The sequence below is a fragment of the Peptoclostridium acidaminophilum DSM 3953 genome (genome assembly GCF_000597865.1).
Taxonomy (GTDB): Bacteria; Bacillota; Clostridia; order Peptostreptococcales; family Peptostreptococcaceae; genus Peptoclostridium_A; species Peptoclostridium_A acidaminophilum.
Genome location: NZ_CP007452.1, coordinates 1,986,016 through 2,000,237 on the forward strand (window position 1 = coordinate 1,986,016; position 14,222 = coordinate 2,000,237).

General features: G+C 48.1%; 19 protein-coding genes. All 19 read right to left on the reverse strand.

What is annotated here, in order from left to right; genetic code table 11:
* Positions 1-8: 8 nt before the first annotated feature.
* The 19 genes from EAL2_RS09735 to EAL2_RS09820 all read right to left on the reverse strand — a co-directional run bounded on the left by EAL2_RS09735 (position 9) and on the right by EAL2_RS09820 (position 14,218).
* Positions 9-221: a hypothetical protein gene (locus EAL2_RS09735; protein WP_025436201.1), complete on the reverse strand. Its 213-nt coding sequence runs from the start codon at positions 219-221 to the stop codon at positions 9-11.
* Positions 214-951: a hypothetical protein gene (locus EAL2_RS09740; protein ID WP_025436431.1), complete on the reverse strand. Its 738-nt coding sequence runs from the start codon at positions 949-951 to the stop codon at positions 214-216. Before EAL2_RS09740 ends, EAL2_RS09735 begins: the two co-directional genes overlap by 8 nt.
* Positions 952-1,035: 84 nt before the next feature.
* Positions 1,036-1,479 carry a gamma-glutamylcyclotransferase family protein gene (locus EAL2_RS09745; protein WP_038602040.1) on the reverse strand — a complete coding sequence of 148 codons (444 nt, stop codon included), beginning with the start codon at positions 1,477-1,479 and terminating at the stop codon, positions 1,036-1,038.
* A gap of 65 nt (positions 1,480-1,544) precedes the next feature.
* The gene (locus tag EAL2_RS09750) at positions 1,545-2,129 is read right to left on the reverse strand and encodes an amidoligase family protein (RefSeq protein WP_084481112.1); all 585 of its coding nucleotides are present in this window, start codon (positions 2,127-2,129) and stop codon (positions 1,545-1,547) included.
* A gap of 90 nt (positions 2,130-2,219) precedes the next feature.
* Positions 2,220-3,245: a site-specific integrase gene (locus EAL2_RS09755; RefSeq protein WP_025436202.1), complete on the reverse strand. Its 1,026-nt coding sequence runs from the start codon at positions 3,243-3,245 to the stop codon at positions 2,220-2,222.
* Positions 3,242-4,228, reverse strand: coding sequence for a tyrosine-type recombinase/integrase (locus EAL2_RS09760; protein WP_025436203.1), 987 nt, complete (start codon positions 4,226-4,228; stop codon positions 3,242-3,244). Before EAL2_RS09760 ends, EAL2_RS09755 begins: the two co-directional genes overlap by 4 nt.
* A complete protein-coding gene (locus tag EAL2_RS09765; protein ID WP_025436204.1) occupies positions 4,225-5,448 on the reverse strand; it encodes a site-specific integrase in 1,224 nt (407 codons plus the stop codon). The genes EAL2_RS09760 and EAL2_RS09765 overlap by 4 nt, the downstream gene beginning before the upstream one ends.
* Before the next feature lie 96 nt (positions 5,449-5,544).
* Positions 5,545-5,907: an amidoligase family protein gene (locus EAL2_RS09770; RefSeq protein ID WP_025436205.1), complete on the reverse strand. Its 363-nt coding sequence runs from the start codon at positions 5,905-5,907 to the stop codon at positions 5,545-5,547.
* 116 nt (positions 5,908-6,023) lie between these two features.
* Complete coding sequence (locus tag EAL2_RS09775) at positions 6,024-6,338, reverse strand: DUF6329 domain-containing protein (protein WP_025436206.1); 315 nt, start codon at positions 6,336-6,338, stop codon at positions 6,024-6,026.
* Positions 6,335-6,532 carry a hypothetical protein gene (locus EAL2_RS09780; protein WP_025436207.1) on the reverse strand — a complete coding sequence of 66 codons (198 nt, stop codon included), beginning with the start codon at positions 6,530-6,532 and terminating at the stop codon, positions 6,335-6,337. Before EAL2_RS09780 ends, EAL2_RS09775 begins: the two co-directional genes overlap by 4 nt.
* Positions 6,533-6,599: 67 nt before the next feature.
* Positions 6,600-7,844, reverse strand: coding sequence for a site-specific DNA-methyltransferase (locus EAL2_RS09785; protein ID WP_025436208.1), 1,245 nt, complete (start codon positions 7,842-7,844; stop codon positions 6,600-6,602).
* Between the two features lie 249 nt (positions 7,845-8,093).
* Complete coding sequence (locus EAL2_RS09790) at positions 8,094-8,471, reverse strand: HNH endonuclease (protein ID WP_025436209.1); 378 nt, start codon at positions 8,469-8,471, stop codon at positions 8,094-8,096.
* A gap of 374 nt (positions 8,472-8,845) precedes the next feature.
* Entirely contained in the window at positions 8,846-9,262 is a 417-nt protein-coding gene (locus EAL2_RS09795; protein WP_025436210.1) for a DUF1492 domain-containing protein, read from the reverse strand.
* Between the two features lie 26 nt (positions 9,263-9,288).
* Positions 9,289-9,525 (reverse strand): hypothetical protein, encoded by a 237-nt coding sequence (locus EAL2_RS09800; protein ID WP_051489151.1) that lies wholly within the window; start codon positions 9,523-9,525, stop codon positions 9,289-9,291.
* Complete coding sequence (locus EAL2_RS15520) at positions 9,488-9,655, reverse strand: hypothetical protein (RefSeq protein WP_158408916.1); 168 nt, start codon at positions 9,653-9,655, stop codon at positions 9,488-9,490. Before EAL2_RS15520 ends, EAL2_RS09800 begins: the two co-directional genes overlap by 38 nt.
* Positions 9,655-11,028, reverse strand: coding sequence for an SNF2-related protein (locus tag EAL2_RS09805; RefSeq protein WP_025436212.1), 1,374 nt, complete (start codon positions 11,026-11,028; stop codon positions 9,655-9,657). The genes EAL2_RS15520 and EAL2_RS09805 overlap by 1 nt, the downstream gene beginning before the upstream one ends.
* Positions 11,025-11,303 (reverse strand): PDDEXK family nuclease, encoded by a 279-nt coding sequence (locus EAL2_RS09810; protein WP_025436213.1) that lies wholly within the window; start codon positions 11,301-11,303, stop codon positions 11,025-11,027. Before EAL2_RS09810 ends, EAL2_RS09805 begins: the two co-directional genes overlap by 4 nt.
* A gap of 298 nt (positions 11,304-11,601) precedes the next feature.
* Entirely contained in the window at positions 11,602-14,010 is a 2,409-nt protein-coding gene (locus tag EAL2_RS09815) for a virulence-associated E family protein (protein ID WP_025436214.1), read from the reverse strand.
* Positions 13,988-14,218, reverse strand: coding sequence for a hypothetical protein (locus EAL2_RS09820; RefSeq protein WP_025436215.1), 231 nt, complete (start codon positions 14,216-14,218; stop codon positions 13,988-13,990). The genes EAL2_RS09815 and EAL2_RS09820 overlap by 23 nt, the downstream gene beginning before the upstream one ends.
* Between the last annotated feature and the right edge of the window lie 4 nt (positions 14,219-14,222).

A 14,222-nucleotide genomic window follows, 5' to 3' on the forward strand; every position in this document is an offset into this window, starting at 1 on the left:
AATTTCATTTAGCCTTTAATTCCCTTAAAATTGTAGTTTCCTTTTTTTATCTCCTCGTGTTCCGCTCTTCTTGCCTCGTCATAGTCGCTGCCAAGCATTTCTTTTTCCTTGCATTCCATGCAAATGCAGTCAGTATTCAGCATCGACATTATTCTTCCGCTCTCCAGGCTCCCTTTGCACCTGTCGCAAAATTTCTGTGTGAAGAAGGTGTCTTTATTCATACCTTCCTCCCTCCGTCCTGAACGCGCCGCTGCCCTCGAGATTAGCAAGCAATGTCTTTCTTATAGTTTTATACTCGCTGCCGTTCATTCCAAGCCTTATCAGCCAAGTCCTTAAAGCGTATTTGGGGTTATCATCCTGTGAAAGTTTAAATGACGAATGCTTTAGCGCTTTTGCATTCTTGTTTACAAGGTCCATCAAGACTGTAAAAGCCTCCAACTTTTCCCGGTCTGGATTTTCAATCATAAGCCTGAAGACCACCATTCCATTTTCAAAATCAAAACTTATCCCAGGGCAGCCATCCTCTCCCACCTCAAGAAGTGCTTCCTTGAAGTCCTCAATTGAGACTATTTCTTTATGGCTTAACTTTTCAGCCAAGCCTTCAGCTATAAAGATGTCTCTTAGATTAAATGCTCTGGCAATCAACCTCTGCTTGCTTGAGAGCATATTCACTAAGTTTCGTAGGCTCCCTCCCGTATGCCCTTCAAAGAGAAGTGCAACCTCTACTCCGCTAATGCCGGAACTTTCTTGCTCAGCCGCTTCAGCTTCCTCGTTTAGAATCCTATCCAAACTTACCACTTCTCCTCTCGAGTTCTTTATCAAGCCTTCCGTATCAAGCGTGTAGGTTTCCCCTGGGGCTTCAACTTCGTATGCGAAACTTGGCGGACCCAGATACTTTGCCTTGATGTTAAAATACTCCTCGAGCGCCTTTACGATTTCTTTTCTGTTCATTCTAATCCCTCCCGTGTCTTTGATTACTACATTAATCACTCTAAACACAGGCAATAGCAAGTCATTTATGATTATGCACCGAGCTTATTTTCTGCTTGAAACTCTAAGCGCATCTTCAAGGATGCTCTTAGCAAATCCGGCACTCATGTAGCCCTGGAGTATTGTGTCGTAATAGAGCTGGCTTGGCGCCCCAAGCACTCTGCCTCCGTTCATGATATAGACCATGGCTTTCATGCGCTCTTCATTTACGAATACATCCATCCACTCCTTCCGGTAGAAAAACGGATAGCCTTCATATCTATCAAGTATCTCCTCGTCGCTTTCTTCAAGCTGCCAAATCAGAACTGGCACTTTGCCTCCCTCTTGCTTTTCAATTGTGGCTACTGCCCTTCCACTGCCACCTCTGAATAGAAGCTGATAGTCTTCTATTGTACTCTCGCCTACAATCTTGGCGCTCGGGCATCGCTGAGCCATTTGCTCTATGTTGAGGTTGCTGCCGTATGCGATATATAGTGTCTTTTCGTTCATGACTAATGTCCTCCTCTTTAAGCGCAATCAGGGGCGAACTGTGCGCCCCCTGTGCCCTTTTATCTTCACGCTGCAGGTGTTTGTCGCCATGCTATGTCGCCTTCGAGATTCGCCAAAAGGTGCTTTCTGGCTGTTTTGAATTCGTCTCCGATAAGGCCAAGCCTAAGCAGCCAGGTCCTGAAGGTGTATTTGGGGTTGTCGGTTATCGTCTTGGCCCTGCTGGCTGATTTTTGAGTCAGCGCCTGATGGCTTATCGCCAGGCAAAACTGTATATACGCTTTTATCTTGCCGGCGTGCCTAATGTCGCTGTTGAACATTCTAAACTCTATGGTTCCCTTTTGAAAAACACTGTGGAGGTTCAGGGCGTGGTAGCGGCTTTCGTGGTAATGCTGTCTGCTGCCGTCTCCGCCGTGGTACCAAAGGCTTTTTACATCGCTTAATGTCTGGGGCTTCTTGCGGTTGATTTCTTCTATGAAGCTCTCGTCAACCTTTTTGCAGTAGCGGCGTGCCCTGCCTTCTTCCACTGCCAGAGCTTTGAATATGAGGTCCTCTTTGCTTGCCATTATGTTGGCTATGTTCCTAAGGCTCTTGGCATTGTGGGGAGCCGCGTTTATGTGGATATGTATGTTATGTGAAGCTTCACATAAGATACATTATGCCAAGAAGTACGTTATGCTGAGTCAATGGCGGCAAGCCGCGTAGCAAGCGGCTTAACCGTCAAATAACTTTGCATAACATTTTCACTTACCAAGAGAACTCAGCCATTTCATTAGTTCAACATCTTCTGCCCATGGTGATTGCTGGCTCTGCTGCGGCATAACCGTAGCTGCCGCTTTCTGCAAGGCTGTCCGTTTCATTTCGGAGTCTGCCCTTGCATAAATTTCCGTGGTTTTGATACTGGCATGACCCAGCCAGTCGCGGATATATACGAGATTCACCCCGGCTTGAAGCAAATGCATGGCCTTGCTGTGCCGGAGCATATGCGGCGACACTATGGTTGGGATAATGCTTGCATTTTTCTCACGGGCGACGGACACGTATTTGCTGAGGACATAAGCAACACCCGCCCGTGTCAGTTTTTCGGCATTATGACCGACAAACAGCGGATGATCTGACTTTTCCGGAGCATCTAAACCCCAAGCAGACAAGTACTTCACGAGATGATCTGTCATTTCTGAGGAAAGTGGGCATTGCCGCGCTTTTCGGCCTTTGCCAAAGAGCGTCACAACTGGCGGCGCAGCCAGACGCAAATCTTTCGGTCTTAACTCTATGAGTTCACTGACGCGTGCACCTGTGTCATAGAGGAGACCGAGTAAGGCGAGATCGCGCATTCCGTAAACTGTTGAAGTATTCGGCATAGACAGAATAGTTTTTACCGCGTCCACCGTCAGATAATTCACGGTTGGCTTTACTGTTCTTTTTACCGGGATGCTGAGCACTTGCTGGCACTGAAGCATCATATCCGGCTTTTCGCTCTGCAAATACCGGAAAAAGGCGTGAATTCCGGCAAGTCGGTGATTTCGTGTGGACACGGCGTTGCCCTGCACAGTTTCAAGCCATGACAGAAAGCCCTCAACAAATGATTTGTCAACATCCGCAAGGGTCAGCCGTTCCAGGCGAATGCCTTCCTGCGTATCAGCAAAGCGAAGCAGGAGCTTAAACGTATCTCTGTACGCGCGGACAGTATTTTCGCTGGCATTGCATTGCCCGGGAAGATAAGCGGACAAGTATTTTGTCAGCGCGTAAGCAAAATCCGAAGGTTTCATTGTTCCACCTCCAAATCCGCCGGTAGCATGTTCCCATAAACGCGCTGAAGCTGTTCGAGGATTTCGGGGTGAACCGTCGCAGTCATGCGAAGATATTTCTCGGTCACGGAAATATTCTCATGTCCCAAATACATGGACAGCACTGGAATCGCACAATACAAATCCATGCCGTCCTTGGCCATTTTTCGCAGGCTGTGAACGGCGAACGTGTGCCGGAGATCGTGTACGCGCGGCCCCTTGCCCCGTCCTCGGTGCGGGATACCTGCTTCAAAGAGGAACCTGCGAAACCACGAATAAATCGTAAACGTTTCAACGCAGCCACCGTATTTGTTCGGAAAGAAATATGCGGTATCCGGGCACAGGAGTCCCATCCGCTTAGAATACGCGCGGCATCTGTCAGCAAGGGAATCTGACATTGGCACCAGACGATCCTTTTCGTTCTTTGCGTTCAAGATGGTCAGCATACCGTCGTCCAGCGAAACATCACATTTTTTGAGATGACACGCCTCGCCACTCCGCAGACCACAGCCGTAAAGAAGTCGGATGATCATCGGCATCACTTCATGGATAAATGGTGATATAGTGCAAGGTGTCATTTGGTCGGTAGCATGAAAAATCGCCTTCAATTCCTCTGCGGCGAAGATGTACGGTGCATAACTTTGTGACACCGTGTTCTTCCGAACTGGCAAAACATATGCCTCCAGACCGCATGACGAAAGAAACAGTGCGAACTGACGGATTGCAGAACAACGGAGATGTTGGCTTTTGGCTGCTTCCCTGGCTCGTTTTTCAATCCACTGTTTTGTTAATTCTTTTGTCAACGTCGGTTCGGTAATTTTCTGTTCCACACAAAAAACATCAAAGCGGCGAAGCTGGTGTTCTTCTGCGCTGTAGCTGTATCCAAATGCTCGTTTTTGCGTGATGAATGCCTCAATATGCGCCGCAAACGGGCTTTGGAAGGAAGTTTTGCATGGTTTCATCATACGTTCACCTCCAACGCGCAGCCTCGCAGTTGTTCGACAGCAATTTTAAGATATCTGGCAGTGGTGTTCGTCTCATTGTGACCAAGGGCTTCCGACACAACTGGCAGCGGCGTTCCATTTGCCAGCATGCTGCTCGCCAGGCTATGTCGGAACACATGCATTCCGTGCCTTTTGCCCGGAGGCACATGGATTTTGGCTATTTTAAAGTATTTAGAAATGATGCTGTTCATGTTGTTGTCTTTACCGAAAGCATCGTATGGAGCGATGTGGCGCACAAATATGACTTTGCTGTCGGTTATGGGACGTCCATTTTTCACATAGTCAATGAGTGCCCATCCAAGTTCATCGGAAAGCGGAAGGACGATCTCGTTACTAGTTTTGCTTTGAACAAAATGGATTTCACCCGCATCCCAACGAATATTTTCAAAGCGAAGTTCGCGGATGTCACCGACACGCAGCCCAAGCCGGGCTGCAATCAACAGGATTGCGTAATCGCGTTTTCCCTGCGGATTTTCCCTATCCACGGCATCCAGAATTGCCTGAATATCTTCCGGCGAGTATGCCGATGGAATTTTGGCTCCCGCCGGAATGCGCATCGAAGGGCAGAGCAATGACAAATTCGACGATGTAACGCCGTCCGCAAATAGCAGGGGCAGAACTGAACGCAATACATAAAGATCGAAAGAGACAGTGCTTTTCGCCAGCGTCTCAAGCGTAAGGAAATACTCGCGCATATGAGATGCTTCAACCGTTTCTATCCGCAAGTTCCGCGATTCCAAGAAGGATACGAATCTACGAAGGTGTACGCTAAACTGTCGTTGTGTTCTCACTGCTATGCGCTTTTGTGCACAATATTTCTCCGCTGCTTCAAATATGCACTGGTATCGCTGGGGGAATATCTCCCGCTTAGTATGCTTGCGACGCAATACATACCCATACCGCTGAAAATCGCAGAGCATACCGGCGGCACGGTAATAGGTCTTTTGCGTTCTAGTAAGCGCATTCCCATCGCTGATGTCGTAATGCTCGTGTAAGAACTGCTTCATCCACTCAGGTTCAGCGGTTACGATTCCTTTCTCATCGGCATAACAGGTAAGCTCTCGCCAGACGCGTCGGTAATGCTGTAGGGTGCTGATGGTATAATTTTGTGTCACCAGATATGCTTCAAGGGCTCCTACAAGAGCTTGAACAGGTGACTGGGTTGGGGTTTGTTGATTCAATCTGATACCTCCACAAAAGTATTTCCCATAATAGGGATAATATTATTGTGGAATGTTATGCGAAGAAAATCAATCAACCATGAACGTTGTAGCCTGTTATACCGCTGGAAATATGGGATTACTCAGCATAACGTACTTCTTGGCATAATGGATTCCGCATGAGCTGTTCGACCTTGCGCCGGCTGCTCTTAGCTTTCTTACAAGTTCCTGAATGGTTTCTATGTCTTCATATCTGCATATCGGGCTTACCAGCTCCACCTGTTCGCCTCTTTCAATGGCTATGCTCGCATCCCTTACGATCTTCCAGGTTCTACCCTCGCCGTCTTCCACCGCGTATGCGTCGTAACCTCCACCGATGTGGGCTGCCGTCGCTCCAAAATATTCGCTTATCACCTTGGCGGCTTTTGCTCTTGTTATGCCCGTAAATTCTATCTCGATTCCAAAGCTCTGGGTTTTCATCCTTCTGACCTCCTTCGACCTGTGTTTTTTGTTACTACATTAATCACTCTAAACACAGGTAATAGCAAGTCTTTTAGGCCTTTTATCAAACTAAATGTGAAAAAGCCCCGAAGGGCTTATTCAAGTTCCAAAGCTGTATACCTTGGGTAATCGTATCCTTCCCCATTTACAAGTATCTTTTCTCCGGTATCCCGATTTTTTACTCTTATGCATCTTATTTCGCCGTTTCTGTTTGTGCCGCCATCACCTTTGTCAATCCATGACTGGTCTTTCAGCAGGTCCTCTGCAAATTCCCTGAAGGCCGCGTCACTCATTAAAACCTCTCTTGTCACCTCGTATGGCGTTCCCTCACATTCGTCTTGGACCGCTTCCTTTGTAAGCTCCTTCAGTTCTTCAAGGTCTCTAACTTTCCTTCCAAAGAGTGCATTCATTTTGCATGCCTCCTTGTGCGAATAAGTTTTCCTGCTTTGACAAGCTGTTCTATCTCACTCAGGGAATAAATGAGGCAGTCATTGTTGTCCATGTAAATCGATGCCAGGACAATGTCTTTTCCCCATTTGCCTACGACCTCGTATTTCTGGTATGTGTTTGCAATTTTGAATTGATCGCATTTGTTTACTTCCATTTTAAATCCCTCCCGTGTCTTTGGTGTAATCCATATATCACTCTAAACACAGGTAATAGCAAGTTATTTACGCATTTATGAGTGTATCTTTGTACGGGATTTTTTCTCCGTTACGAACCAAAAATGCCCCTTCAACTCCAGCCATTTCAACAAATCTTGCAGCAATAACGTCGCAATATTTTTCATCAAGCTCTATTGCATAGCACAATCTTCCTGTCTGCTCGCAGGCTATGAGCGTGGAACCGCTGCCCGCAAAGGGCTCCAGGACAATGCAATTTGTCATCGAGCTGTTTTGAATCGGATAGGCCACAAGAGGTATCGGTTTCATTGTCGGATGAAGCTCTGATTTTGTCGGCCTGTCGAAATTCCAAACCGTTGTCTGCTTCCTGTCCGAGTACCACCTGTGCTTGCCTGTTGGCTTCCAACCGTAGAGGACCGGCTCGTGCTGCCACTGGTAATCGGATCTGCCTAGCACTAGCGACTGCTTGGCCCAGATGCACACGCTCGAGAGATGAAAGCCGGAGTCCTTAAATGCCTTCCTGAAGTTGAGCCCTTCCGTGTCGGCGTGGAATATGTACGCTCCCGCTCCATCGTCAAGCGCCTCGAAAACATTTTTGAATGCCGCCAGGAGAAATTCATAGAAGCTCTTGTCCTCCATGTTGTCGTTTTTAATTACACGCTCGTTTTCCTTGCCCGCTGAGTAGTTGACATTATAAGGCGGGTCCGTCACGCACAGGTTGGCCTTCTTGCCCTCCATGAGCTTTTCATATGTTTCAGCCTTTGTGCTGTCTCCGCAAATCAGCCTGTGCTTTCCCAAAATCCAGATGTCGCCCTGCCTTGAAACCGGCTCTGCTATTTCATCCAGAGCCTTGTCCACATCGAAGTCGTCCTCTTTGGTGCCCTTGTCATGGACTTTCGAAAACAGGTCCTCAATCTCCGCCGCGTCAAAGCCCGTAAGCGAGATGTCAAACATGGACTGGTCAAGCTCGTTTATAAGCTCAGTCAGCTTCGGCAGGTCCCACTCGCCGCTTACTTTGTTGAGGGCCACGTTAAGCGCCTTTTCCTCATCTTCGCTCATGTCCACCACAACGCAGTCTATCTCGCCTGCTCCCTGAGCCTTTAGAATCTTGTACCTTTGGTGCCCTCCCACGATGTGGCCTGTCCTTTTGTTCCATATTACCGGCTCCACATAGCCAAAGGTCTCTATGGACCTTTTCAGCTTTTCATATTCTGCGTCGCCCGGCTTTAGATTCTTCCTCGGATTGTATTTTGCAGGGTTCAACTTATCCACCGAAACCTTCTGTATATCCACAAATCTCACTCTCCTTATCGCATTAAAAAACGCCTTGGAAATCCTGCTTTTCGGCAGCTTCCAAAGGCGTATCTATTTTTTTAAATGTTGCTGTTTCAATGTTTGTACCTGCGGAGCCGCTCTGATACCCCGCCCCTGTAATTTCGCGAAATTTCACGCGGTGGGGCAGCCCCGTTCCCCGGCTCTCGGGTCGTAGCGATTTGATCCCCCCTACCCCTTCTGTTTATACTGCTGAGTTATCAACATTTTCTAGTAAGTATACACGGTTCCTTTTCTTCCCCATCTTCCGTCTTCTTTCGCCGTCTTTGTATCATGGCACTGCTTGCAAAGCGCCTGCCAGTTGCTCTGGTTCCAAAAGAGCTCTTCATTCCTCTTGTGGGGTTTTATGTGATCCACAACAGTTGCAGCTTTGACAACGCCTCTACCTTTGCATGACTCGCAAAGAGGATGAGCCAGCAGGAACTCTTTTCTTAGCTTCTTCCACCTGCTGCTGCCATACAAATGCTTGCTGGGTCTGTTCGTGTTGTACTTGATGCTCTCTTCCTTCTGGTGTTTCTCGCAGTACCTGCCTTCCGTCAGCTCCGGGCATCCCGGATGGCTGCACATTCGTTTTGGCTTTCTTGGCATATATCTTATCTCCTTACAACCCTTCTTATTTCACTTTAAACGCCCATTCCGAAATAAGGCTCCGTTATGACCTTTCTTATTTCATTTTATATAGGTAGTTGCTTCCCACAACAATAAAACATGGGTAGTTTTTTGGGTTTTTTACCCGCGTTTTTCGAATATAGGTAATTGCTTCTCATATTTTCTTCATAATCAGACACAGAAAAAGCCCTAAAGAGTTTTCCTCCAAGGGCTTTGCTATCAAAAGTGCTGCGTTTCCTAAGAATCGAATCGATATAACACCGGCATATGCTACAGCACATGGTGCTCTTGATTTTCTCCATGCCTTCACAGTTTATATTATATGACTCTTTGATACTGACATACAATGACATTTACTGACACATTTTTATTTTCTCGATTTCTTTCAGCGCCTTTCCGTGGATTCTAAACACAGTCCTCACATCATAGCCTATGTTGCTGGCCACATCCTCCCAGCTCTGCCCGCCTATATATCTCATCTCCAAAAGCAGCCTGTAGCTCATGTTGTCCAAGCTGCCTATGTCCTTTGAGATTTTTCTTTTGAGCTCCACAAGATTGTCTATGTCCTCGTCGATTTCATGCTCCAGGTCTATTATTTTGACTATGGAGTTTTCCATAGGGCTTCTGCTCTTGGACGAGCTCACCTTGTCTAGACTGTAGCTGGCGGTGACCTTTTGAGCTAGACACTTGAGCGAATCCAACTGCTGCAGTTTATTGTTTATTATCCTATCAAGCCACATGGCCTGAGACAAATACTCCTTTACATTCATGGCCTCTCCTCCCGGTTTTAAGGATGCTATTCGGACGCCTTCTCGAGCAGCTTCATTTTTCCGACGTAGTAGTTTTGAATTATGTTTATTTGCGATGCTCTGTCCAAGGAGCGTATGCGGTCCAAGGCTCTTTTCTTGTCCTTCTTGCTTTGCTTCCAGGTCTTAAAGAAGCTGCATTCATAGCCCTCGCATTCTCTTACATTCAAGATGTTGCATTTGCCTTCCCTATAGGCAAAGCATTTTTCTATCAGCTTTACTTCCATCCTCTTTTCCTCCTTCAGCAGATTTTTTTATAGTCTTTTTCCTATTTTTCATTTCTCGATCTATATTCGTAAGAGCCTTGTAGGCCGTCATGTCCAGGTACCCTTCGCTGTTGTACATGTTATATTTCATTACTCTCTTCCTCCCTTCACCTTGTCTACTCTTGCTTTCACTGCTCTTAGCAGCGCTTCCTGCCTGTCTTCCTTGTTTTCAAGGACCTTCATCACATCTTCGTCCAACGTGCCTTTGGCCACCAGGTGGTGGATTATTACGTTTTGCTTTTGGCCCTGCCTGTAGAGCCTTGCGTTGGCCTGGGCATAGAGCTCAAGGCTCCACGGAATCCCAAACCATATTATTATGTTCCCGCCGGCTTGAAGATTAAGGCCGTGACCTGCCGATGCAGGATGAGCCAGCATTACACTCACCTTTCCGTTGTTCCAGTCTGCAATGTCCTCTACCCTCTTTAAAACCCTGAGGTCGTCTATTTTAAGATGCTTTTCAATCCTATCTATGTCGTGCTTGTAGGAATAAAACACCAGCACCGGCTTTCCATTTGCCGCTTCTATCGTATCCTCGAGCGCCTTTAGCTTTTCGTCATGGATATGCTTGGCTTCTCCCGTTTCGTCGTATACGGCCCCGTTTGCCACTTGCAACAGCTTGTTTGAAAGCACAGCCGCCGTGTTTGCGACTATGTCGGAGCCCTTTAGCGGAAGCAGCAGGTCCTTTTCAAGCTGATTGTATTTTTCCTTTGACTTCTCCGGCAGCTCAACCTTTATGATGTTGTTTATCCTCTCCGGCATTTTCAGATAGTCCTGGGATTTCATGCTGACGCATATGTCCGAGAGCTTGTTGTATATAGATTCCTGTGCCCCTTCCTTTGGCCTGTAGCTGAATATGACGTGCTGGTTTCTCTTGTCCGGCAGAAAGTATCTGTCCCGAAAGCCCGTTATAGTCTTCCCGAGCCTCTCCCCGCCATCTAGAAGGTAAATCTGCGACCACAAATCCATGAGGCCGTTTGGCGACGGAGTTCCTGTAAGGCCAACTACCCTTTTTATAAGCGGCCTTACTTTCCTAAGGGCCTTGAAGCGCTGCGACCTTGGCGACTTGAAGCTTGAGAGCTCATCTATTACTACCATGTCAAAAGGCCAGCTCTTTTTATAAAAATCCACAAGCCACTTCACGTTTTCCCTATTTGTGATGTATATGTCCGCCTCGATGCCAAGAGCCTCTATTCGCTCCTTCTCGGTTCCGAGCACCTTTGATATTTTAAGGTGCCTTAGATGATCCCACTTCATCGCTTCTTCATCCCAGGTGCACTGGGCCACTCTAAGAGGGGCTATCACCAAGGCTTTTTCTATGTCAAAGTAGTCAAACATCAAGTCGTTTATCGCACTCAGCGTGATCACGCTCTTTCCAAGGCCCATCTCCAGCAGAAGCCCTGCTTTTTCTTTGTCTATGATCCACTGCTTTGCGTATTCCTGGTAGTCATAAGGCCTATATTTCACCCGCTCACCTCCCGTAAAAAAGCTTCAATCCCTTTGTAGGAGTCTATGACATAGACCTTGAACCCCAATCTCTCCAGCTGCTTTTTTCTTTTTATCTGAAGAGGCCTTGGCTTTTTCCCTGGAGCCTTGAGCTCCGCAAACAGGGCGACTCCGCCGGGCAAAAGCACCAGCCGATCCGGCACGCCTGCCATTCCCGGACAGACTAGCTTTAATGCGATCCCTCCCAGCCTTTCTGTCTCTTTTTTAAGTCTTGCCTCTATATGTCTTTCCTGCACACTTATCTCTCCTTTTGTGATCAAGACGCAATCTCGTTCACAAGACGACTGCCCCTTCCAGCCTTTGCACCTTAAGCCTTACATCGATTCTATGCATTTTTGCGTGAACAACGTGACAAGATTTCCTTACGCGCTACTGCGCATTATAGAGTTTAGGTATATACATATACGCTATATATTCTTTATTTGTATTATTCATATATATATTCTTGTTCACGTTGTTCACATAATATACAAACCACTTATAAATGCTCTCTTTCAGGCTGTGAACGACTCCTGTGAACAAGGCTTTTCTTGTTCACTCTTGTTCACTCTTTCTTGTGAAAATCCTTTGTATTCCGTATATGGGCACTCTCGCACGAGACTGCCTGTTGCCCGAGTATTTCTCCCATCCAGGGATCTTTCTCATTATGGCGTTTATCTCGTAGGAGTCGATTTTCCTCATGGCGCTTGCCTCCTTGCCAAATAGCTCGCACCAGATCTCCATAGCGCACACCTTGTCCCTTCTTACGCTTCCTTTCACGGCGTCTCCAAAATCGTCCCCCCGTATGAAGCTTCTTCTTTCGCAAATCTCCATGGCGTCCCAATTTGAAGGCAGCAGCTTGTCCAGATACTCCCTGACAATCCCTTCCCTATCGTCGCTTTCGAGAGCCTCAATTTGTTCCACGCCTGCGATCTTCTCAGCCTCGTCGCTTAATATTAGACTCTCGCCCTGGTTGTAGTACTCCATAACCTCCGCCCATATCTGGTCGATGTCATCAAGGTTCCAGGGCTTTAGCCTTGTGCCCCCGGGAGTCTTCACAGGCCAGAACCTGCGGCCACCGCTTAAGTCCCGTAGAAAGCCCGCTTCCTGATTCGTCGTTCCCACAAGTATGCTCTGCCTTGGATGGTCCTCCACCGAGTAGCCGTAGCTGGCCCTGAACTTGTCGTCTTGCCTGGTGATGAATGACTTAAGCGTATCCTCGTCCACCTTTTTTATTCCGGCAAGCTCCCCGATTTCCACGATCCAGTAGCCCTGAAGCTTTTCAGCCGCCGTCTTGTCCCGCATGTCCGATATGGACAGTGAATCGCTGAAAAACTTGCCCCCCAGCTTTGAAAACAGCGTGCTTTTTCCTATTCCCTGAGGACCGTTTAAGACAAGCACGGTGTCGTACTTTATGCCGGGATTCATAGTCCTTGCCACTGCCGCTACAAGTGTCTTGCGCATGGCTTCCCTGGTATAGACGTTATCCTCAGCCCCCAGGTAGGAGATGAGCAGCTCGTCTACCCTCCTCACCTTGTCCCACTCGGGTAGACCTCTTAGATACTCCCTCACCGGATGGCGTGACCTTTCGACAGAGACTTTGATCACGGCCTCTTTGAGCTTTCCTGGGCTGTAGAGCCCGTAGGCGCTGTCGATGTATCCGGCGAGCGATGCTTCGTCTGTTTTGTTCCAGCCACGCTTTAGCCTTTTCCAGGGAACTTCGCCTTCCACGTCTATGCCTTCCCTGAGCTCGTTGTAAAATACGCTCGCGATGAGAGAGTCGTGCCTTAGGATGAGTATCATGTTGCTGAGTGTGTTCTTTAGCTCGCCATTATTATTGATTTCAAGGCCCTCCTGCCAGTCTGCCTCAACTCCAAAATCCTCGCTGGCCGCTGCCATCCTTTCTCCGGCTATCTGCTTTTTGACGGCCGCATCCTTCGTGGAGAGCTCCTGCATGGCCTTGTATGACGGCAGCTTGTTTACAGGCGTGCCCTCCTTTGCATCCTCATCCAGCTCTGCGAACCTGTGTAGGCGCACCAGGTCGAATGCGTTGCACAGCTTGCCGCTTATGGGATCGCTTCCGTGGTGGGAGTAGGCGAAGTCTCCTTCCCCGTAAATCACAAGTCCTCCTGACGTGCTGCCCTTTTCATAGGTGTAGCGGCTTGGATCGTCGCAGGACGTATACACTCCCTGCAGGAACTTGTCTATCGCATCAACTGCGCTGTATGTCCTGCAGAAGGCTCCTACTATACCGCCCTTCTCCCTGGGGTCTCCCTGCCTTTCTGCAAGCCTTGTTCTATCGCTCTTGGCCCTTGAGCTTTCGGGCCAGTAGGAGGAGTCCCGCCAGTCCTTGTATCTTTCTAGCACCTCGTCCGGGTCAAGCCAGGGCTCGTCCGCGAATCTGAACACATACTCTCCGTCAGAGGATGTCGAGGGCCAGTACATCAGCCTGTGTGCCTCGTATGTGGTGTCGTCAAAGAAGTCTATGCCAATATCAGCCGCTATCCTTCTTGCTATTGGCGCATATTCGTCCGAGGACACGGGCCTTTTAAGCGGTATTACCAGCCTTAGCCTTTGGCCCGAGGGGCTGTGGCTGTGGGTGGAATACATGATTGCTCCGCAGCCCAGTATCGCCTCAACGCTGTCCCACAGGTCCCCTTTCACAAAGTCGGCATCCAGGGTTACAAGCTGCCTCCAGGACACGCTGCCTGATTTTCTTCTGCCACCTTTAAGGGCTCCTCCCACAAACCCGCCTACATCCTTTATCTCGTCCCGCCTCGCCTTGGAGTATCTTTTGTATTCCTCGAACGTCTCATGGGTCCTGGTTGTATGGCTCAGCTTTTCTGCAAGCTGCGACCAGGACATCTCCTTGTTTTTCCACTCCAGCTCTTTTCTGCTTCTTCCGGTGGCTATTGTAAGAAGGCCGTCGCACTTTAGCTTTTTAATCCGGCTTTGCTCTATCATGTCTGCCTCCTCCATGGGAAAACACCTCGCTTCTTATTTTTTCAATCTTCTCTCTGGTCCTTGGCCCGATTCCCTTCTCGGTTTTAAGCCTTTCTATGAAGGAGTCCAAGGCATCCTCGGCTGCATTAAGGTAGTACTCCGTCAGGAACCTTTCCATCTGCAGCTTGCTGTAGTGCTTGAGCTGCTTGTATGTGGCTCTGTCAATCAAAAGA